The 20,751-nt window shown below is 65.1% G+C and carries 14 protein-coding genes, 4 tRNA genes and 1 pseudogene; 9 read left to right on the forward strand and 10 right to left on the reverse strand.

Translation table 11 applies throughout. The features are described 5' to 3' along the window. A pseudogene (locus ABEA18_RS03290) lies at positions 1 to 475 on the forward strand (IS256-like element ISAar5 family transposase); the annotation flags it as partial. Between the two features lie 137 nt (positions 476 to 612). On the opposite strand, the gene ABEA18_RS03295 reads toward ABEA18_RS03290, so the two are convergent. The 3 genes from ABEA18_RS03295 to ABEA18_RS03305 all read right to left on the reverse strand — a co-directional run bounded on the left by ABEA18_RS03295 (position 613) and on the right by ABEA18_RS03305 (position 969). Next, positions 613 to 688: transfer RNA gene (locus ABEA18_RS03295), tRNA-Phe, on the reverse strand. A gap of 50 nt (positions 689 to 738) precedes the next feature. After that, positions 739 to 812: transfer RNA gene (locus ABEA18_RS03300), tRNA-Asp, on the reverse strand. 84 nt (positions 813 to 896) lie between these two features. After that, a tRNA-Glu gene (locus ABEA18_RS03305) sits at positions 897 to 969 on the reverse strand. Between the two features lie 264 nt (positions 970 to 1,233). Here ABEA18_RS03305 and ABEA18_RS03310 point away from each other — a divergent pair. Then, positions 1,234 to 2,142, forward strand: a complete 909-nt coding sequence (locus ABEA18_RS03310; protein WP_345447907.1) for a DMT family transporter — start codon at positions 1,234 to 1,236, stop codon at positions 2,140 to 2,142. A 55-nt stretch (positions 2,143 to 2,197) separates the two neighbouring features. Here the strand turns inward: ABEA18_RS03310 and ABEA18_RS03315 are convergent, their stop codons facing one another. Then, positions 2,198 to 3,118 (reverse strand): carbohydrate kinase family protein, encoded by a 921-nt coding sequence (locus ABEA18_RS03315; protein WP_345447908.1) that lies wholly within the window; start codon positions 3,116 to 3,118, stop codon positions 2,198 to 2,200. A 26-nt stretch (positions 3,119 to 3,144) separates the two neighbouring features. Then, positions 3,145 to 4,197: a LacI family DNA-binding transcriptional regulator gene (locus ABEA18_RS03320; RefSeq protein WP_345447909.1), complete on the reverse strand. Its 1,053-nt coding sequence runs from the start codon at positions 4,195 to 4,197 to the stop codon at positions 3,145 to 3,147. Positions 4,198 to 4,525: 328 nt separating this feature from the next. On the opposite strand from ABEA18_RS03320, the gene ABEA18_RS03325 reads away from it, so the two are divergent. Then, positions 4,526 to 4,885: a metallopeptidase family protein gene (locus ABEA18_RS03325; protein WP_425550470.1), complete on the forward strand. Its 360-nt coding sequence runs from the start codon at positions 4,526 to 4,528 to the stop codon at positions 4,883 to 4,885. A gap of 3 nt (positions 4,886 to 4,888) precedes the next feature. Here ABEA18_RS03325 and ABEA18_RS03330 read toward each other — a convergent pair whose 3' ends face one another. Continuing rightward, positions 4,889 to 7,627: a PEP/pyruvate-binding domain-containing protein gene (locus ABEA18_RS03330; protein ID WP_345447911.1), complete on the reverse strand. Its 2,739-nt coding sequence runs from the start codon at positions 7,625 to 7,627 to the stop codon at positions 4,889 to 4,891. Positions 7,628 to 7,666: 39 nt separating this feature from the next. Beyond that, positions 7,667 to 8,716 carry a universal stress protein gene (locus ABEA18_RS03335; RefSeq protein ID WP_345447912.1) on the reverse strand — a complete coding sequence of 350 codons (1,050 nt, stop codon included), beginning with the start codon at positions 8,714 to 8,716 and terminating at the stop codon, positions 7,667 to 7,669. A 397-nt stretch (positions 8,717 to 9,113) separates the two neighbouring features. Here ABEA18_RS03335 and ABEA18_RS03340 point away from each other — a divergent pair, with 397 nt between their 5' ends. Then, positions 9,114 to 9,734, forward strand: coding sequence for an NAD(P)/FAD-dependent oxidoreductase (locus ABEA18_RS03340; protein WP_345447998.1), 621 nt, complete (start codon positions 9,114 to 9,116; stop codon positions 9,732 to 9,734). Here ABEA18_RS03340 and ABEA18_RS03345 read toward each other — a convergent pair. Further along, a complete protein-coding gene (locus ABEA18_RS03345; RefSeq protein ID WP_345447913.1) occupies positions 9,731 to 10,402 on the reverse strand; it encodes a copper resistance CopC family protein in 672 nt (223 codons plus the stop codon). The two genes, ABEA18_RS03340 and ABEA18_RS03345, sit on opposite strands and share 4 nt — an antisense overlap. Positions 10,403 to 10,516: 114 nt before the next feature. Between ABEA18_RS03345 and ABEA18_RS03350 the strand changes: the two genes are divergently transcribed. From ABEA18_RS03350 to ABEA18_RS03370, 5 genes are all read left to right on the forward strand, one after another. Further along, positions 10,517 to 11,959, forward strand: coding sequence for an NCS2 family permease (locus ABEA18_RS03350; protein WP_345447914.1), 1,443 nt, complete (start codon positions 10,517 to 10,519; stop codon positions 11,957 to 11,959). 74 nt (positions 11,960 to 12,033) lie between these two features. Continuing rightward, positions 12,034 to 12,999: a formimidoylglutamase gene (gene hutG, locus ABEA18_RS03355; RefSeq protein ID WP_345447915.1), complete on the forward strand. Its 966-nt coding sequence runs from the start codon at positions 12,034 to 12,036 to the stop codon at positions 12,997 to 12,999. Between the two features lie 112 nt (positions 13,000 to 13,111). Then, positions 13,112 to 13,182, forward strand: a tRNA-Cys gene (locus ABEA18_RS03360). Positions 13,183 to 13,316: 134 nt separating this feature from the next. Continuing rightward, positions 13,317 to 18,194, forward strand: a complete 4,878-nt coding sequence (locus tag ABEA18_RS03365; RefSeq protein WP_345447916.1) for an NAD-glutamate dehydrogenase — start codon at positions 13,317 to 13,319, stop codon at positions 18,192 to 18,194. 98 nt (positions 18,195 to 18,292) lie between these two features. Beyond that, positions 18,293 to 18,514, forward strand: coding sequence for a hypothetical protein (locus ABEA18_RS03370; RefSeq protein WP_059388456.1), 222 nt, complete (start codon positions 18,293 to 18,295; stop codon positions 18,512 to 18,514). A gap of 113 nt (positions 18,515 to 18,627) precedes the next feature. Here the strand turns inward: ABEA18_RS03370 and ABEA18_RS03375 are convergent, their stop codons facing one another. Together ABEA18_RS03375 and hutH are read right to left on the reverse strand one after the other, a co-directional pair. Then, the gene (locus tag ABEA18_RS03375; protein ID WP_059388455.1) at positions 18,628 to 18,876 is read right to left on the reverse strand and encodes a hypothetical protein; all 249 of its coding nucleotides are present in this window, start codon (positions 18,874 to 18,876) and stop codon (positions 18,628 to 18,630) included. Between the two features lie 194 nt (positions 18,877 to 19,070). Further along, positions 19,071 to 20,663 carry a histidine ammonia-lyase gene (hutH, locus tag ABEA18_RS03380; protein ID WP_345447917.1) on the reverse strand — a complete coding sequence of 531 codons (1,593 nt, stop codon included), beginning with the start codon at positions 20,661 to 20,663 and terminating at the stop codon, positions 19,071 to 19,073. Positions 20,664 to 20,751 lie beyond the last annotated feature (88 nt).

Genomic DNA, 20,751 nt, shown 5'->3' on the forward strand with positions numbered 1-20,751 from the left:
ACTGGTCCGGGCCCGGACTTACCGCACCGCAGCCTCCCCGGCACCGGCGTGGGTGCGGGCGAATCAGGCCTGGTGGTTTACCCATGACCGGCTCCGGAAGGCCTACCGCCTCCTGGAGCGGCTCAGCCAAGCAGGGAGCCTGTTCACCTACCTGCGTACCGAGTTCACAGGACTCGATATCGCGGCCACGACAAACCGGATCGAAGGCGGCACGAACGCGCAGCTGCGCCTGATTCTGCGGGCCCACCGCGGGATGAGCGAAGAGCACCAGAAGCGGGCCATCGAGTGGTACCTCTATCTCCACAGCGAAACTGCGGACCAGCCCGCCCAGCTCATCCGCCCCGAGCACTACACACCCACACGCCCGGCGGCCCAAACCGCCGTCGAGCAGCCACACGGACCCGAGGAATACGGCAACACAGCCACCGCAGAGGAAGGCCTCTGGGCCCGCAAAGGTTGGGCAGGACGCACGTGACACGCGCGGGATTTACACACGTTTTGTCCTATAACCCGAAATGATTGCCTTTTAGGCACAAACCGAATAACCCCAGGCTTTTCAACTGCAGGTTAAATGAAGAAAAGCGCCAGTTCCGAAGAACTGACGCTTCCCAGTGGTGGCTCCGACCGGCGTCGATCCGGTGACCTTTCGATTTTCAGTCGAACGCTCTACCAACTGAGCTACAGAGCCTTAGGTGACAATGTCACCATGATTGCCGGAATTTCTTCCGGCAATCAGAGCGACCCTGACGGGACTTGAACCCGCGACCTCCGCCGTGACAGGGCGGCGCGCTAACCAACTGCGCTACAGGGCCTTGCTTGTTTGCAGTATCTCTACCGCTTTTTTCAAGGCTTCCAGCCTACCAGACTTTTCAGTCCGGTCCGACCAGTTCCTTGCGTACCCCCAACGGGATTCGAACCCGTGCCGCCGCCGTGAAAGGGCGGTGTCCTAGGCCGCTAGACGATGGGGGCCTGGAACAATCCGAATTCGCGACGGTCAACAACGCTATGCGTTTACCGCTTCTCGCTCGTCCGAACTGGACTCTAAAACTTTAGAGCATAGTCGGGGATATTCCCAAATCGCCCCCTGCGGAACGCAAACCAGGATGAAAACCGGAACGCAAACCAGGCCTCAAACCGCCGTTCAAATCCACTGCGTCAGAGTTGGCGGTTTCTTGTTGAAAGACGTCCGAATTCCGCCAGTCCGTCGAGGCCATCCCGGGCTAGATTGGCATCATGGCCACAAGCACCCCAATCTCTCCGGCGACCACCCCCTCCCGGACCATCAGCAAGCTCGGCATCGCCGCCGTCATCGTCACCGTTGTCCTCTGGGCATCCGCCTTCGTGGGCATCCGGGCCGTGGGACCCAGCTTCTCCCCCGGATCCTTGACGCTCGGACGGCTGGTGGTTGCCGCCGTCGCGCTCGGCATTGTCGCCTTGCCCAGGCTCAAGCGCTGGCCCAAAGGCCGCGAATGGCTGCCTATCGTGGCCTACGGTGTCATGTGGTTCGCGGGTTACAACCTCGCCCTGAACGCCGCCGAGCACATGCTCGATGCCGGAACCAGCGCCATGCTCATCAACGTCTCGCCGATCCTGATCGCCGTCCTCGCCGGCGTCATCCTGAAAGAAGGCTTTCCGCGGTGGCTGATCATCGGCAGCCTCGTGGCGTTCGGCGGCGTTGCGCTCATCGCACTCGGTTCGGGACAGCGCTCGACGGCGGATGTCGCCGGAGTGCTGTTGTGCCTCCTTGCCGCTGTGCTCGCCGCGGTGAGCGTGATTGTCCAGAAACCCGTGCTGCGCAAGTTCTCCGCGGCACAGGCCACCTGGTTTGGCATCATGGTGGGCGCCGTGTGCTGCCTGCCGTGGGCCGGACAACTGGTGGCCGAAGTGCAGGCCGCACCCCTTCCGGCCACTCTCGGCTTGGTGTATCTCGGGATCTTTCCGACAGCCATCGCCTTCACCACGTGGGCCTATGCGCTGTCCCTCATTGAGGCCGGGAAACTCGCCGCCACGACGTACCTGGTTCCGGGGGCCACGATCCTGATTTCCTGGGCGGTGCTCAAGGAGATCCCCACCATCTGGGGCCTCGTGGGCGGCGTCATCTGCCTCGTGGGCGTCGGGTTGACGCGGCGCCGCTCCCGCTAGGATCACGTCCGGCTAGCGCCGCCGTCGAGCCGACGCCGTCGAACCCCCGCCGCGGCTACCTCGCCATCCCGGCGAGAAGCTCGCGGTGCGTGGGCGGGTTGGCTCCAGGCCGCCCCACGGTAATGGAAGCGGCCATGGAGGCAGTCTGCCCGATCCGTTCGAGGACCGTGGGCGCGAGCCCTTGGCTGCCGCGCAGCAGCAGCCCGAGGATCAGTGCCGACATGTAGGAATCGCCGGCGCCGATGGTGTCCGCCACCACCGAAGTCACCGCGGGGACGGTCAGCTGGGTGTGCGGCGTCGCCATGAGGGAACCCTGGGCGCCGCGCGTGACGACGGCCAGGCCCGCACCGAGGCCCAGGATGTGATTGGCAGTCTCTTCCAGGGACTTGCCGGGGTAGAGCCAGAAGGCGTCGTCGTCGCTGAGCTTCACCACGCTGGTCAGCGGCACGAGTTCCTCGAAAATGCGGAGCGCCTCACCGTGGCTGCCCAGGAGGTCGGTGCGGATGTTGGGGTCGTACGTGACGATGCACCCGCCTTGGGCCTGCTCCAGAAGGGTCCTGACGACGCCGGCACCGGGCTCAAGGAACGTGGCGATCGAGCCCGTGTGGAGCACCTTCGGGGCGTAAGGGAGCGCGGCGGGACCCAGCTTCCACTCGATGTCGAAGGTGTACTCGGCCGAACCGTCCGCGGCGATCTCCGCCGTCGCCGTCGCGGTCTTCGCGAGTGATTGCGAGCCCGGCAGGACAACCACACCGGCGCTTGCCAAGTGCGCGGAGATGGACTCGCCGCGGGAGTCACGCCCGACGGCGGTCAGTAGCCCGGCCTTCACGTCGAGCCGCCCGAGGCCGTAGGCGACGTTCGCAGGCGAGCCGCCGGGGTATTCGGTCTGGCCTGCGGGCGAGTTGACGATGTCAATGAGGGCTTCGCCGACCACGACGACGTCGAGAGGCTCGGACGCAAGGGGCGAGTGGTTCATAGGTTTCTGTTCCTTGGTTGGGGATTTCAGTGGCTACTGGTGGTTTTCAGGGGCGCCGCGACGGAATGGCGTTCGACGAGGGGACATTCAAAGTATTCGGTACTGCCGTCGCGTTCCGCGCCGGCCAGCAGCAGTTCGATGGCGCGCCGGCCCATCTCAAGGAAGGGCAGTTCCAGCGTGGTCAGCCCGGGCCGCAAGTGCGGGGCGAGCGTTTCCTGGTTGTCGAAACCCACCAGCGACACGTCGTGCGGGATCGACAGCCCGAGCTGGCTTAATGCTTGGTAGGCGCCCCAGGCTGTGCGGTCGTTGGCACAGAAGATGGCGGTGGGTGGCTGCGGACCCCTCATGAGCGCGAGGGCATTGTCGAAGCCGCCGGATTCATGACCTTCTCCGATCCTGTGGAGCCCGGGGTCCGGATTGAGGCCGGCTTCCTTGAGTGCCCGGAGATAGCCCGCATGGCGTCCGACGGCGGCGGGAAGCTCACCGTCCTCTGCGCCGATGTTGATCATCGCGATACGGCGGTGACCCGCGTCGAGCAGGTGTTTGGTAGCGGTGTACCCACCCAGCTCCTCCTGGGGAGCGATGCTCGGAAAGCGCCCGGAACGGTCGCGCGAATTGAGCACGACGGAGGGCACCTCGGCCAGGACATCCGGCACGTCAAGGACCCGGTGGTACATGGCGGCGTAGACCACTCCGGCCACCTTGTAGGACAGCATGGCCTCCAATGAAGCGGCCTCGAGGTCCTTGTCACCGCCGGTGTTGACGGTCAGGAGGAGCAGTCCGGCCTCCCAAGCCCTTGCTTGGGCGCCTTCGATGATCTTGCCCGCGAATGGCGCAGTGGCCACGAAGTCGCCCACGAAGCCGATCATGCCCGCCACTCCGTCGCGGAGCACTTTGGCGTGTGCGTTGGTCCGGTATCCGAGTTCGTGGGCGGCGGCATGGACCCTGCGCCGGGTTTCCTCCGAGAACCTGGTTCCCGCGGCGTCGTTGAGCACCAGGGAGACCGTGGCCTGGGAAACACCGGCAGCGGCAGCGACGTCGTTCATCGTCGTGCCGGAACGGCTTCCGGGGCGGGTCATGGGCCAGCCTGTCTCTTGAATGTGTTTCTGTTGAACGCGCTGGGGGTGCTTGCACCTGATCCGCACGGCTGGCCGGGCTTAACCTGGAGCAGAGTTATACGAATTACCACCGCGGAAAACTCTAGCTGCCACGACATCCGGCGTCAACGACCGGGCCACGGACTAGAGTCAGATCATGCCCGCGAATCTACCTCCCGGCCTGCCGATTGTTCCCGACGGCGATACCCCTGGCGGCCAGCTCATTTCCTCCCGGCTCCCTGGTGCTGGCGAGGGGGTTGGCACTGGCGCTAGCGCTGGGGCTGCGCAGTTCAATACCGTTCCGTTCGCGATGTCGCCGGAAGACTTCGAGGCGGCCGTCAGCGACGCCTTGCTCCTCATCCCCGACAAAGCGGCCCGGGCCATGGACAACGTGGCCATCTTCATCGAAGACGACTACACCCCGCAGCCTGGAGACGATCCGGACACCGTACTTCTGGGCCTGTACGAGGGTGTGCCGTTGACGGAACGGGACTCTTGGTGGGATGCCGGTTCCCTCCCTGACCGGATCACCATTTTCCGGCAGCCGATCCTGGATATCTGCGGATCCCGCCAGGAAGTAATCGACGAGGTGGCCATCACCGTGATCCATGAGATCGCCCACCATTTCGGCATCGGCGACGACCGTTTGCACGAGCTCGGCTGGGGATAGGCGCTAGACAGCGACCGTCCCTGCGGCACCATCCACGGTGATCGTATCGCCGGAACTGATCCGGGACGTGGCATCCGGGACGCCGACGACTGCGGGAATCCCGTACTCACGGGCCACGACGGCGCCGTGTGAGTTGGGCCCGCCCATCTCCATCACGAGTCCCCCGGCGGTCAGGAACAGGGGCGTCCAGCCAGGATCCGTGGAGGGCGCCACCAGGATTTCTCCGGGTTCGAGATGCGCGCCCACCGGGTCCATGATCACCCTTGCCACCGCCGTCACCGTTCCCGCCGAAGCCGGAGTTCCCAGCAGCATGCCATCCGACGCCGGCACCCCCGTCCCACCGCCCAGGAAACCGGGCAGGGCTTCCGGCTCGGTGCCGTCGGAGAGCAGTACGCGCGGCACGTGCCGGCGCTTGAGTTCAAGTTCGTAAGCCTCGCGCCGCTGCGCTACCAGATCGTGGAAATCCTTGCCGTCCAAGCCGCGGCGGGCGTCATTGAAATCCAGGAAGAAGACGTCGCCGGCGTCGTCGATGACGCCCGCGTCCGCCAAGGCCTCCCCTACTTCCGAAAGCTGGGCGCGGACCGCGGCGAAGCCCCGCACGAGGTGGTACTTGGGAAGCTCACGCAGTCCTGCAAACATGCGTGTCCGTTCAAGTGCCATTTTGACGATCCTCGCGTGCAACGGACTCTTGGACCGTGCACGGGCCACTAGCACGGCGACTTGCTCCCCGGCGTCGTGGGCAGCTTTTTCGAACTGTTTGTCCGGCGCCAGGCGGGGATCGTCGAGGCGAAGGTAATTGACCAGGACTCCGATGATGTGGGTGGGGTCGTCGGACCAGCGGGGCATGCCCAGGTCGATTTCCGCGATGGCCCGGTGCCCGTAGTCGCGCAGGAACGAGGCCAATCCCGCCTGCGCGAGGACCGGAAGCCCGCCGCCGCGGTAGCGCTCCCCGAGCGCAGCGGGATCGCCACCGGTAAAGGCCTCCACGGAAGCGGGATCGTCGCGGATGCTGGCCGAGAGCCGCCACAGAGCAAGGTCCATTTCGGTGGTGACGTTGTTGGGCAGGCCGCGGATGATGGTTTGGAGCTCACCCCAGGAGGCCTGCTCGCCAAGTATCTTCCGGACCACCCCGATCATCGCGAAACCAAGAGCTACCGGAGGCAGGATATTGGGCAGTATGGGGAATAATCCCTCGCGAAGTATCCGCTCGGCGTTGTCCAGCTTTTCACGGGGAGCGGCATCGGCGGGAACTTCATGTATGGCCTCCAGTTTCCCGCCCAGCTGTTCCACCTTGTCGAGGGCAACGTCCGGCCGAAAGAGGGCACGCAGGAGGATCTCCGGAAGGCGGAAGCGGAGCACGATCGGGCCAATGTGCCTGAGCAGTTTGAAGGGCGTCTTGCTGGTGACGGCGAAACGCGGGTCCTCGAACAGGCCGCGCACAATAGCCGCGGAACGTGCTTCCATGACGTCGAAGATCCTGGGCACGATGGCCCGCCCGGCCTTGCTTCGGAACACGGAAGTGAGGTCAAAATAGATCCGCTGCCCTGCCTCGTAGTAGGGCGAAGGCCCGTCCCGCGGTTCGGGAACCCGGAATCCCGCCGCGTCGGCTACCGAGGACCCCATGAGCCGGATGCCCGCGAGGCCCATGGGAGTCAGGGGACGGGTGAGTCCTTGGGCGAGGCTGAAGCAAAGGTACGCGTGGGGCCCGGGGACTGCGGGTTGGCGGGTCATTTGGGGGTAGAGCGTGGTGATAGGCCGGGCTTGGGTGAGCCACAGTTTGCCCTCGCCATCGATGGCCCATTCAGTGTCCTGCGGTGCTCCGTAATGCTCCTCGACGCGCTGGCCAAGGACAGCGAGCGCCCTGATCTGGGAGTCGGCAAGGCAGGCATCCCCGGCCGTTCCGTCTTCGGCCAGCGCCGCCGGGCCGAGTCTTTCGGTCCCGCCGCCGGGAATGGAGCGAATCACGAGCTTCCGGTCGCCGATCCTTCGTTCCGTGATCCTGCCGGTGAGGGAATCCACCACAAAATGGTCCGGATTCACCGCGCCGGACACCACGGCCTCACCGAGCCCCGGGTTGGCGTCGATGACCGCCTCGCAGCGCCGCCCGGTCACGGGATTGGCGGTGAACAACACCCCTGCAGCTTCAGCCTCCACCATCCGTTGGACGACGACGGCGAGCGTCACCGTGGCGTGGTCGATCCCGTTGCTTGCCCGGTAGCTGACCGCCCGGTCGGTCCACAGGGACGCCCAACACTTCCGGACGGCCTGCAGCACGGCGTCGGCACCCACGACGTTCAGGTAGGTGTCCTGCTGGCCGGCGAAACTGGCAAAGGGCAGGTCCTCGGCCGTGGCAGAGGACCTGACGGCCACAGGCACTTCCGAGCCCAGCGCGGAGTAGGCCAAGCGAACGGCGTCTTCGACCTCGGCCGGGATCCCGGCGTCGAGCACCGCTTCCCTGGCGCGGGCCGCGAGGGAAGCGAGCCCTTCAAGGTCGCCGGGTTCCACGGCCCCAAGGCCACGGAGGATGTCCGGGAGCGCCGACCCCGAGCTGCCATCGGGCTGAAGCGCACGCTGGTAAGCCTCCGTTGTCAGGCAAAACCCGGGCGGGACCGGAAGTCCCGCCCAGATCAGCTCGCCGAGATTGGCCGCCTTGCCGCCGACCTCTGGAAGCATGGTTGCCCGGATCCGGCGCAGCTCGACGATCAAGCGCGATGCCTCACCGGGCTGTGCGTGCTCCACCATTGCCGTCCGCCTGCGTCCACCGGTCCTTGGGTTTGGCTGTTATGCGGCGAGCATCGGACCGAAGTTGGCGCGGTCCGCCAGCCTGGGGTCCTCGCGGTCGGGAACAACCAGCACGGGCCCTTTGGCATGGTGCAGGACGCCATCCGAAGTCGACCCCAGGAGCATTCCTGCGAAGCCTCCCCGCCCGCGCGTGCCCAGCACCACGAGTTCGACGCTGCGGCTCACTTCCACGAGAACTTCCACGGGCGAACCATCAAGTAGTTGAGTTTCCGCTTGAAGCTTGGGGAAGTGGCTCTTGAGCCACGCTAGGCCTGCGTCGAGCTGAACCCTGATGTCCTTGAAGAGTGCCTCCCGGTCCAGGGGTGCCGGAACCCACGCCAAGGAACCGCTGTACTCGGGTACGGCGCAGATGACGCGCAGCTTGGCGCCCATGCGTTCGGCCTGCTCTGCGGCTTCCAGCACGGCAACGCGGGCCTGCTCGGAGCCGTCCACGCCGACTGCGACGACGTTTTCGATCACGCGGGAACCGGCCTTCGCCCGCTCGGCCTTGATGTGCTTGTCCTCTGTGGTTTCTCCCAACCGGTCCGCGCAGAAGAGCGGGACTGTCACGGTGGGGCACTTGGAGTGCGCCGGCAGGGCACTGCTCACGGAGCCCAGGAGCCGGCCGACGAACCCTCCGCGTCCCCGGGTGCCGAAGACCAGGAGCTCGGCCGTTTCGGACAGATCGAGCAGCACGCCGGAGGCATCTCCGTTCTCCACCGATCCATCGACGTCGATGGCGTAGCCGGAAACCTTCTCGAGGGCCTGCTTGACGATTGCTTCGGCGCCGTCCCGGATAACGGAGTCATCCACTGTTGCATAGCCGCCGTCCAGCCCGGAAGCCGCGAAGATGGGCACGGAGTAAGCCGTGACTACATGCAGGGGAAGCTGCCTGCGTTCAGCCTCGCGGGCGGCCCAAATGAGGGCGCATTGGCCGTGTTCGCTGCCGTCAACGCCCACCACAATCCCGCCTGGGGCAATGGATGGTTCCTCCCTGTTGCCTTCGGTCTCTGGTCGATGGCTCTCAGAGTGTTTGCCGTGCTGGTCCATGGGGCCTGCCTCCTCGCACTGCTGCTGATGTTGCGGCTATTCTGCCAGAGGCCGCGCCCACAACGTGTTTCTCGCTTGACTGCCGTGAGTTGCGGCCTCCAATGCTCACTATTCTCGTTTGCAAGGGGCGAATCAAGCCGGAAGAAGCGCATGTGGAAACCCGCAGGAGGGCGTGGAAATCCGCCGAATCGGGGCGCGAAAAACGCATCGGCGGACATGCCGGTGCCGGGGCTATCCACCACGCGATTTCTTCTGTAATGTTCGAGGCACTGGTGACCGGGGATCGTGTTTTTCAGCACATCAACGGCCATCATTCGCGACCGTTTGGGGACCCGGACGCCACCGACGGTGTTGCCTCGGCAACGCACCTTCAAAGAGGAGCCAAGCTGTGTCAACCATGCCTGCTGCGAGTACGGAACGCACCACTGCTGTGGTCATCGGTGCCGGCATGCCCGGCTTGGCCGTGGCCAGTGAACTCAGCCGCTACGGCGTAGACGCCATCGTGGTGGACGGAATGTATGTCCACGCACCCTTGCAGCCGCTCAACACCGGGATCCTGCAGCGCTGCGACGCCGCGGACGCCGCGTGCCTCCAGGAGCGCAGCGAAATTCTGCGGCACCTGCGCAATTACGCAGCCAGTCACGGGCTCGATGTGCGGAGCACCACGCGAACCGTCCGGCTCGATCGAATGGACGAAGCCGCCGTGGGGACCCAGTGGGCCGTCCACACCGCCAACGGAGTTCTCCTGGCCGACCACGTCGTTGTCACCCGTTGTGGACAAAGCCAGTTGCGGCGGATGCTCGCCGAGCTCGGCATCGCGATCGGCCAGAACCTCGTCGCAGCCATGCGCGCGATTGGAATGTACCTTGTTGGCGTCGGCGAACTTGCCACGCCCACCCCGAAGGAAGTCCTGCGCCAAGCCAAGGTGGTGGGCCAGGCGATATCCGCCAAGGTCTACCCGGACAGTGTCCATGGGGCCCTCACCGGCACCTTTGCAGCTGTTCCTGCCTTGGCCTAGGGCTTCTTCTCTAGGCTGCCAGGCTCGTCCTCGTCATCCTCGATATCGTCAGAATCCTCGGCGTCGTCAGAACCCCCGCCTGCGAGCCGGCGTCGTGCCGTGATGCCCAGGAAGACCAGCAGGCCCGCGGCAACCACCGCGAACACCACAATGCTCCAAGGGAACGGCTGGGAGGCATCGGGTACCTTCTCCGGCGTCGCCGTGGAACCCGGTGCGGCAGTGCCTGCGGTGGGCACCTCCACGGATGGTGCGGTGCTCGCGGAGCCGCTGCCCGCCGTCGTACTCCCTGCCTTGGCGGTGAACGTGAAGGTGCCTTCGATGGGGTGCGAATCCGAACTGACAACTCGCCAAATGACGGTGAAGGCACCGGCAGGCGCGCCCGGCCGCAGCTTCTGCGACACCACGGCGTCCACAATCTCGACGGAACCATCTGCCCAGTTCTGACCTGAGGCGTCGTTCACCCGGATCTGCGAGCCGAGCAGGAGCGGCCGGTTGTTGAACGTGATGGACACGGAGTCCGGGACGTTGGCAACCGTTGAGCCATTGGCCGGTGACGTTGACTCGGCGACGTCGTGCGCGAAGGCGGGTGCCGCTGAGAGAAGCGCGGCAGAGAAAAGAACCGCTGCGAAAGCGACGACGACGGCCAGCAGCTGGCGGATAGGGCGCATGAGCGAATGACTCCCTTGGTGTTGGATTCCTTACAGACTAGGCGAATTCGCGGGATGGCCGAAGCCGCGGGCATAGGATTTGAGAGCACACTTCCCCGATCCCCGGAGACTTCCATGCTCAAGCAGGGCTCAGCCATCGACCGCTACTTCAAGATTTCGGAACGCGGATCCAACTACTCGCGAGAAATCCGAGGCGGCTTCGCGACGTTCTTTGCCATGAGCTACATCGTGGTCCTCAATCCTTTGATCCTTTCCGGGACGGACTCCAGTGGTGCTTCCCTTGGCTTCGCCGCGGTCGCTGCCACCACGGCCTTCGTAGCCGGCATCATGACGATCCTCATGGGAGCCTGGGCCAAGCACCCCTTCGCCATAGCTACCGGGCTGGGCGTCAACGCCTTCGTGGCAGTCACCATTGCCTCGCACCCCGGCCTGACGTGGCCGGACATGATGGGCCTCGTGATGCTGTCGGGCCTCACCATGCTGATCCTCGTGCTTACCGGGTTCCGGACCGCGGTCTTCAAAGCCGTACCTGAGGCCCTGAAAACCGCGATCGTCGTGGGCATCGGCCTCTTCATCGCCCTGATCGGCCTGGTCAACGCCGGCTTCGTGCGCCGCATCCCGGACGCCGCCGGCACCACGGTCCCGCTTGGCCTGGGCGTCGACGGCAAGCTGCTTGGCTGGCCCACCCTGGTATTCGTCGTGGGTCTCGTGCTGACCATCGCCCTGGTGGTCCGCAAGGTACGCGGCGCCATCCTGATCGGCATCATCGTCTCCACGGCCCTCGCGGCCATCCTGGAATTCACCCTCCACATCGGCCCGAGCTTCGACGGCAAGACCTACAACCCGCGTGGCTGGTCGCTGGTGGCGCCCAAGTTCACCGAGTGGGCCGCGCCGGACTTGTCCCTCATCGGCAAGGCGAACCCCATCGGCGCGTTCCAGCACCTTGGCATCATCGCAGCCACGCTGCTGGCGTTCGTGATCCTGCTCAGCATCTTCTTCGACGCCATGGGAACCATGGTGGGCCTCGCCAGGGAAGCGGGAAACATCGACAAGCACGGAAACATCCCCAACGTGGACCGCGTCCTGCAAGTGGACGCGCTCGGTGCGATCATCGGTGGCGGCTCATCCGTGTCCTCCAACCAGATCTTCGTGGAATCGGGTGCCGGCATCGGCGAAGGTGCACGGACCGGCCTGGCCTCAATCGTGACCGGCCTGCTGTTCCTGGTGGCCATGTTCTTCACCCCGCTCATCAACCTGGTCCCGTTCGAAGCCGTCGCCCCCGCCCTGGTGGTGGTGGGCTTCATGATGGTGTCCCAGGTGGGCAAGATCCACTGGCAAGACTGGGGCGTAGGCATTCCCGCGTTCCTGACCATGGCCCTCATGCCGTTCACTTACTCGATCGCCAATGGCCTGGGAGCCGGGTTCATTTCCTTCGCACTCATCCGTACGTTCCAGGGCCGGGCCCGCGAAGTCCATCCGCTCATGTGGGCCGTGGCCGCTGCGTTCCTGCTGTTCTTCGGGATCGGTCCCGTCGAGGAAATCCTGGGCGTCAAATAAGCCTTTCCGGAATACCGGACACCCGCGGCCTGCAAGCGGTACTTTTCGGCACCGTCATGCGCTGAGCTTGAATCATGGAGATTTCCCCCGCTGTTGCCGATGTCCGCCCGACGCCGTGGACCGGCCGTTTCGACGGCGACGGCGACGAGCACCGCCGCTGGTGGCAAGCCGTGGCGCCCCACACTCCCGATATGGCCGCCCGCGGCGCGACTGAAGCGGTCTCCCGGCCCGCCGTCGTCGTAGGCTTCCGCAGTGACGAAGGCGTGCGGCGCAACAAGGGCCGTATTGGCGCGGCTGCCGCGCCGGAAGCTATCCGCCAAGCCTTGGGCCCGCTGGCTTTCCATCTGGACCGGGACGTGTTCGACGCCGGCGACGTCGTTGTCGAGGAAGGATCGCTGGAGGCAGGGCAGGAGCGCGCGGGCCGCGTGATTTCGGAATTGCTCGACGCCGGCAAACTCACGGTGCTGCTCGGCGGTGGGCACGAAACCGCCTTCGCCAGCTACCTGGGCGTGGCTGGCTCGGAGGCTGTCACAAGCGGCAAGCGCCTCGGCGTCCTGAACCTGGACGCGCACTTCGACTTGCGGGATGAGCCGGCGCCAAGCTCGGGCACGCCGTTCCTGCAGATGGCCCGGGCCGAAGCCGCCGAGCGCCGCGAACTGAACTACGCCGTCGTCGGAATCTCCGAGCCCAACAACACGCGCACCCTCTTCAACACGGCGGACCGGCTGGGCGTGAAATACCTGCTGGATGAGGACTGCTCCGCCGAGCGTGTGCAGGAATTCGTGGCGCGGTTCCTGGACACCGTGGACGTGCTCTACTTGACGATTGACCTGGACGTGCTGCCGGCGTCGGTGGCTCCGGGGGTGAGCGCCCCCGCAGCGTATGGCGTGCCACTGCCGGTCATCAGCGCGGTGTGCAAGCAGCTTGCCGCGAGCGGGAAACTCCTGCACTTGGACGTTGCCGAGCTCAACCCCGAGTTCGATATCGACTCCCGGACCGCCAAGGTGGCCGCGCGCTTGGTGAACACGCTGCTGGCGTAGGCGTTCCCCAGGCGCGTCGCGGGAGGTCACCTGAAGCAACGCCCCGAAACCCGGCGAAAGGCTTCGAAACGATTATTGGATCGCGCGCCGCAGCCTGCCTAACCTCGATGCACGTGGTGTACCCAAGAGGCCAGGGAGCTGCCTGCAAAGCAGCGCACGCGGGTTCGAATCCCGCCACCACGTCTCATTGCGTTATCACCACTCGCGGCACCCCAAGCCTTTACGCCCCGCCCCGCGCCAGCCATCATGAAATCAGGCGCAGGACTTCGCCGACCGCTACAGCACGGCCGCTCCTTGCGCGGCGGAGGCGCAGCGACATGTCACCCAGGATCGAGCCCGCGGACCACGCATTGGGAGGCGCGGCTCCCGGGACCCCGGACCGGTTCCTGACCGACTACTACGAGCACGTGGCCGATGATGATGTCCGCAACTACACCACGGACACACTCCTCGAGCGTGCCCGGTATCACCGCTCATTGGCGGAACGTCGTGCTCCCGGGCAAGCTGTGATCGGCGTCCTGAACGAGGCCGACGCGAGCCTCGTAGCCATTGTCACCGAGGACATGCCTTATCTCGTCCCGTCGGTCACTGCGGAAATCGCCAGGGACAACGCCTCCATCCGGCTCCTGGTCCACCCCACTTTCACCGTCACCCGGGATCCAGCCACCCATCGCCTGACCGACGTCCACCGCGGCCCCCTGCGGGCCGGACTGCCATCCGGCGTCGAGCCTTCCGCCCCGGTCACCCTTCTGGACCACGACGACGGCGGGCCGCTCACGGAGGCTTGGATCGCCGTCGAGATTTCCCGGCTTCCGGACGAAACGAGTGCCGAACACCTCGTTGAACGGCTGCGGAGCGTCCTTGGCGATGTCCGGGCCGCCGCGGAAGACGCGGCTGCCATCCACCAGGAACTTGCCGACGAGATCAGGGGCTTGGAGGGTTTGTCCGGCGGCGAGGAGGTCCAGGAGTTGCTGCGCTGGCTGGACGACGGGAATTTCGTCTTCCTCGGCTACCGCGGCCGGAGGAGTCTCGGCCTGCTCCGGAAGGTGGCGGTCGACGCGTCCGAATCCGAGCCGTCCGAAGGTGGGCCGTCGGCAAGGCCCCTCCTGACGCTCACCAAATCGACGCTCCGCTCGACCGTGCTCCGGCGCGCCTACCTCGACGAAATCAGCCTCGGCGGCGCTGACAACATCGGCGAGCGCACCTTCGTCGGCCTTTTCGCTCCCAGCTCGGCGTCCCGTTCGGCACTCCAGATTCCCGTCATCCGGGACACTGTGGACGAGGTACTGCGGACGTTCGGCTACCCGCCCGCGTCACACCGTGGCAAGGAACTCCTGGCCGTGGTGGAGGCTTATCCGCGCGACGAGCTCTTCCACATCGACGCCAGGCAGTTGGCGGAGCACGCGCGGGACATCATGCGCCTCCAAGAACGGCACAGCACCCGGTTGTTCCTCCGTCCGGACTCGCACAACCGCTTCATGACGGCATTGGTTTTCCTGCCGCGGCAACGCTACAGCACGGCCGTCCGGCTCAACATTGAACGCGAACTTCGTGAGGCCTTCGGTTCCGGGGCCATCGAGTTCGAACTCCGCTTGGGCGAATCCGCCATGGCCCGGGTGTCCTTCCGGGTCCTGTTGCCACGGGAGGGAGCGCGCGCCGTCGTCGACCCTGCCGTACTGGAGCAGCGGATTATCGCCGCGACGCGGTCCTGGGCGGAAGGCCTGGACGAAGCCTTGCGGGCAAGGTTCCCCGCGAACGAGGCCGCCCGGCTGTCCCGGCAGTGGGCCACAGCCTTCCCGGCCAGCTACAAGGCCGATTACGAGGTGGAAGACGCGGTTCAGGACATCGTCCGGTTCGAAAGTTTCCCATCCCCGGAAGCGGACCTGCCCGACGGCGACACCGCGGACCCGCTGCTCGCCGTCTACAAGCGACAGGGAACTGCCGTCCTCGCCGAGGATGCGCGGATTCGGCTCTATTTGACCCGCCCGCAAAGCCTGAGTCAGATTTTGCCGTTCTTCCACAACCTGGGCTTGCGCGTCCTCGACCAGCGGCCGTTCGACGTGCAGCGTGCCGACGGGCGGTCCTATTTCCTTTACGACCTGGGCCTCGTCTACCCGCGCGGAGTTGATCCCGTGGTAACCGGCGATCTGCTGGCCGCTTCGTTCTGTGCCGCGATGCGGGGAGACGCGGAGTCCGACGCCTTCGATGCCCTGGTCATCCGGGAGGGGATCGACTGGCGGCGGACAGCCATCCTGCGGGCATATGCGAAGTACCTTCGGCAGCTGGGGAGCACCAATTCGTACGGGTTCATCGCGGATACCCTTCGTGAGAATGCGCGTGCAACCCGCGCTTTGCTTTCGCTCTTCGAGGCGAAGTTCGATCCGGACCGGTTCGAACCCGATCTGTTCGATCCTGAACTGCGTGCCCCGACGCCCGCTGACAAGACGCCTGCTGAGCAGATGGCGGCTGGAAGCGACCTGTTCGAAACGGACCGCGGCAAGTACAGCTCGCGGACACAAGCCACCAACGCCGCGCGCAAGGAACTGGCGGAAGCGATCGACGCCGTACCGGTCCTCGACGCCGACCGCCTGTTGCGTTCACTCGCGAGCCTCGTGGAGGCCACCCTGCGCACCAACTTCTACCTGAACAAGCCGTATTTGAGTTTCAAGCTCACTCCCTCCTCCATCCCTGCAGCACCGGCGCCCCGGCCGCAGTTCGAAATCTGGGTCTACTCGCCACGGGTGGAAGGCGTCCACTTGCGGTTCGGCCCGCTTGCCCGCGGCGGCTTGCGCTGGTCCGATCGCCGTGAGGACTTCCGCACAGAAGTCCTGGGACTCGTGAAAGCCCAGACCGTGAAGAACGCCGTCATCGTTCCCACCGGAGCCAAGGGCGGCTTCTACCCCAAACAGCTCCCTGACCCCGCCGAAGACAGGGCGGCCTGGCTGGCCGAGGGCCAGGAAAGCTACCGGATCTTCGTTCGTGGACTACTGGACATCACGGACAACCTGGTTGCCGAACGGGTTGTTCCGCCGGCCCGCGTGGTACGGCACGACGGCGACGACTATTACCTCGTGGTGGCCGCGGACAAGGGCACAGCCACGTTCTCCGACATTGCCAACGACCTCGCGGCAGAATACGGATTCTGGCTGGGCGATGCGTTCGCGTCCGGCGGTTCAGTGGGTTATGACCACAAGCAGATGGGCATCACGGCCCGCGGCGCATGGGAGTCCCTGCGGCACCATTTCAGCGAACTGCTCATCGACTCCCGGACCGAGGATTTCACCGTGGTGGGCATCGGCGACATGAGCGGCGATGTGTTCGGCAACGGAATGCTGCTCTCGAATCACATCAAGCTGGTGGCAGCCTTCGATCACCGGCATATCTTCCTGGATCCAACCCCGGACCCGGCCATTTCCTTCGCCGAGCGGAAACGGCTTTTCAAGCTCCCCCGCTCATCCTGGGCCGACTACAACCCCGCGAAGCTCAGTCACGGTGGAGGAGTGTTCTCCCGGGCCGACAAATCAATCCGCATCACCGAACCGGTCCGCCTCGCCTTGGGATTGCAGGACGGAACGACGGCGATGAGCCCGCCTGAGCTGCTCAGGGCCGTCCTCACGGCCCCCGTCGACCTGCTCTACAACGGCGGGATCGGCACCTACGTCAAGGCTTCAACCGAGACGCATGCCGACGTCGGAGACAAGTCAAACGATGCCATCCGGGTCGACGCCGCCCAACTGCGAACCCGGATCATCGCCGAGGGCGGCAATCTCGGCATCACCCAACGCGGCAGGATCGAGGCTGCGCTGGCCGGAATCCTCGTAAACACCGATGCCATCGACAACTCCGCCGGCGTGGACTGTTCGGACCACGAGGTGAACATCAAGATCTTCCTGGACCGGATGATCGCCGCGGGCAAGATGTCCCCGAACGAAAGAACGAAGTTCCTGCACTCACTCCAGGACGAGGTGGGGCGGCTCGTGCTGAAAACCAACGTTGACCAAAACGTCCTCCTCCTCAACGACAAGCAACTGGTCCTCGAGTGGAGCCCGAGCTTCGAACGGACCATGGACTGGCTCGAATCGGCCACGGACCTGGACAGGCATCTCGAAGGCCTGCCGACTACCGAGGAAATCCACGCCCGCGTAGAGACCGGAGTCGGATTGACCTCACCTGAACTCGCCGTGCTGGCGGCCTATGCGAAGATCGAGCTCGCCCGGGAACTGACGGAGGGCGGGCTCGCGGACGATCCGTGGTTTTCGAAAACGCTGCGCGACTATTTCCCCCGTCAGCTCTCGGAACGGTTCGGCGAGGACCTCTCCACGCATCCCTTGCGCCGCCAAATCGTCGCCACGGTGGTGGCCAACGACATGATCAACCTCGGCGGCATAGCCTTCGCGTTCCGTGCCATGGAAGAGACCACGGTTTCGGCGGCCGCTGTGGCGCGTGGATTCGTGGTCATGCGCCGGATCTGGGACTTCGATTCGGTCACTGCGGCCATCGCCCAAATACCGGCAAACGTCCCCAGCGAACATGGATGCGCCGTGGCCCTGGACATGCGCCGCCTCCTCGACCGGTCCACCCGTTGGTACGTCACCCACGATTTCCGGGACAAGCCCATAGCGGACGCCTTTGCGCGGCTCGAGCGGCCCATGTCCCTGATGCGGGCGAACTTCGCGCGCTTCCTGCACGGGATCAACCTGCAACACTCGCTGACGCGCCTTGCCCACTCCGATTCTGTCGGCTTGCCACACGAATTGGGACTTCGGGCCTCCGAACTCCTGGTCAGCTACGGCCTCCTGGACATTTCCGCGATCGCCGAGGAATTGCAGGAGCCCGTTGAGGACGTGGCCGAGGTGTACTTCGCCGTGTTCGAACGGATTTCAGCCATTCCCCTGTTGGAACACATCACTCTGTTGCGGCGGGACACCCACTGGGAAGCCTTGGCGCGTGCAGCACTCCGCGACGACATGTACCTGGTGCTTGCCGACATGACCAAGGCCGTGGTCCGGCACACGCCCCGCTCCTCTGAGGCAAGCGCCGACCCCGTAGGGAGGATCGAGGATTGGGAACGCGGAAACATCGAACAACTCGCCCGCATCCAGGACACCATCAAGGAAGCGATCAAGCCCGGCCCGGTGGATATCGCGGCACTCTCCGTGGCCGTGAAGCTGTTGCGCGCGATGGTACGCCGGTGATCCAGCTCCCAGAATGACAGACATCCCATGACACTTTGCTATCTTTTATGCAGGAATTGCCGCTCCCCAACGCGGCATCCTGCAGAAGGAGGCCCCCAATGAGCACTGCCACGATAGAAAACAACGAGATCCATTTGTCCTTTGCGTCCGTCGACGAAGTCCATGCCGGACTTGACGAAGCCGTCAGCACGCTCATCGAAGCCGCTGCCGAAGACGGCCGCTGCGGGATCCTGGTGACCCGCCGGGAGCCCGGAAGCTACACGGTTGCCTTGGACGAGTCGGTCCCGTTCGGCCAGACCCGTGAGGTCCTCGCCGCATAGGATCGCTCCTAGAAATAGGTACAACAAAACCGGGGCTTGTTTTCCAGACAACGCCAAGAAGGCGCGGAATGGGAAACAAGCCCCGGTTCTTTAACTCGGTTTCTTGCAGGTCGCTACACCCGGCGCAACTCCACGCCGTCGGACTTCATGAAAAGCTGTTTGGCGGCTTCATCGGCGCCAGGCCCTGCGGGTTCAAGCCACACAACGTTGCCGCTGCCCGAGACTTCCTGCACCTCCCCCGCCGCGACCACATGTGCGTGCCTTACGACTTCGATCCGCTCCCCCACCTTCAACGTTCCCCAGTTGGAAACGACGGCGGACTGTGCGATTCGCCTGGACAGAACTGTCCCGCGTGCCTTCATTGAACTTCTACCCCTTTGTGGATGTTCGTTGTTTTCAGTTGTAAACGGATATTCCCCGGCAGGCCCACGACATCGTCGGCGTGGACATGCCGTACCCCATAAGTTTTACTACACAGAAAGCGCCCCGGGGCGCGTATTGCCAAACATTTCCGGGGCGCTTCCTATTGTTCACTCGAACCGTATTTTGTTCGGCGTCAGGCGAGAATTCCGACGGCGGATTCGGCGGCCAATCGCACCTCGCCGGCGCCCACAAGACGGTCTGCAGCTTCCAGCTCAGGTGAGAGGAAACGGTCAGTTCCGGGCCCGTCGACGACGCCGCGCAGTACCTCGATCACGGCGGTGCCAGCCGGCCCCGGGGTAAGTTCGCCACCAGACAGTTGGGTGCGGATGTCGAGGGCACGGGCGCTCGTGACGAGTTCCACAGCCAGGACACGGCGCAGGTTCTCGATGGCCTTGCGTAGCTTGCGGGCAGCGTGCCAACCCATGGAGACGTGGTCTTCCTGCATGGCCGAGCTCGGGATGGAGTCCACCGACGCAGGGACGGCCAAACGCTTGTTGTCCGAGACGAGCCCGGCCTGGGTGTACTGGGCGATCATGAGGCCCGAGTCCACTCCGGGATCGTCGGCAAGGAAGGCCGGGAGTCCGTGTGAGCGCGCCGGGTCCAGCATGCGGTCCGTACGGCGTTCCGCGATGGAGGACAAGTCCGCCACTGCGATCGCAAGGAAGTCCAGCACGTAGGCCACCGGAGCGCCATGGAAGTTGCCGTTGGAGGACACGCGGCCGTCCGGGAGTACCACGGGGTTGTCGATGGCTGCGGCCAACTCGCGGGAGGCCACGAGTTCAGCGTGCGTCACTGTGTCGCGGACCGCGCCGGCAACCTGGGGTGCGCAGCGGAGCGAGTACGCGTCCTGGACCTTGGTGTCGTTGACGCGGTGGGAAGCAACGATCGGCGAGTTGGAAAGCACGCGCAACATGTTGTCCGCGCTTGCAGCCTGGCCCGGGTGGGGCCGCAGGGCCGCGTGCAGCTCAGGCAGGAACACCTGGTCCGTGCCGAGCAGCGCTTCGACGCTGAGCGCGGCGGTGATGTCCGCCGTCGTGAGCAGCAGGTGCAGGTCGGCGATGGCCATGAGGAGCATGCCGAGCATGCCCTCGGTGCCGTTGACCAGCGCGAGGCCTTCCTTTTCCGCGAGGACCACCGGCTCGATGCCGTGCGCGGCGAGGAGCTCCGCAACCGGCTTCTTACCGGCGGCGCCGTAGAGCTCGCCGTCGGGGCCGGTGGCTTCGCCTTCGCCCATCAGGACCAGTGCGCAGTGGGACAGCGGCGCGAGGTCGCCGGAGCAACCCAGGGAGCCGAATTCACGCACGACGGGGGTGATGCCGGCATTGAGGACGTCCACCATGGTCTGCAGGACCACGGGACGAACGCCCGTGCGGCCCGAGGCCAGGGTCTTGGCGCGCAGGAACATGATGCCGCGGACCACTTCGCGCTCCACTGCCGGGCCCATGCCGGCGGCGTGGCTGCGGATGAGCGACTTCTGCAACTGGGTGCGGAGTTCGTTGGGGATGTGGCGGTTGGCCAGGGCACCGAAGCCCGTGGAGACGCCGTACGCCGGAACCTCGCTGTGGGCGAGGCCGTCGATGTGGGCGCGGACCTTGGCGACCGTGTCCAAGGCTTCCTGGGAGATGGTCACCTTGGCGTCGTGGCGTGCGACGGCGACGACGTCCTCCGGCGTGACTCCGCTGGAGCCGAGGGTAACGGTCAGCGGTTCGTGGGTTGTCAAAGTCATCTTTCCTCGTTCTTCCCAACTGGCTCGCAGTTGTTGTCGTTTTGGGGTCCCATAACGACATCTAGTGCGAGCTATTTGGGGTTGTGGG

It is taken from the genome of Arthrobacter gyeryongensis (assembly GCF_039543785.1).
In the GTDB taxonomy this organism is placed as follows: Bacteria; Actinomycetota; Actinomycetes; order Actinomycetales; family Micrococcaceae; genus Arthrobacter; species Arthrobacter gyeryongensis.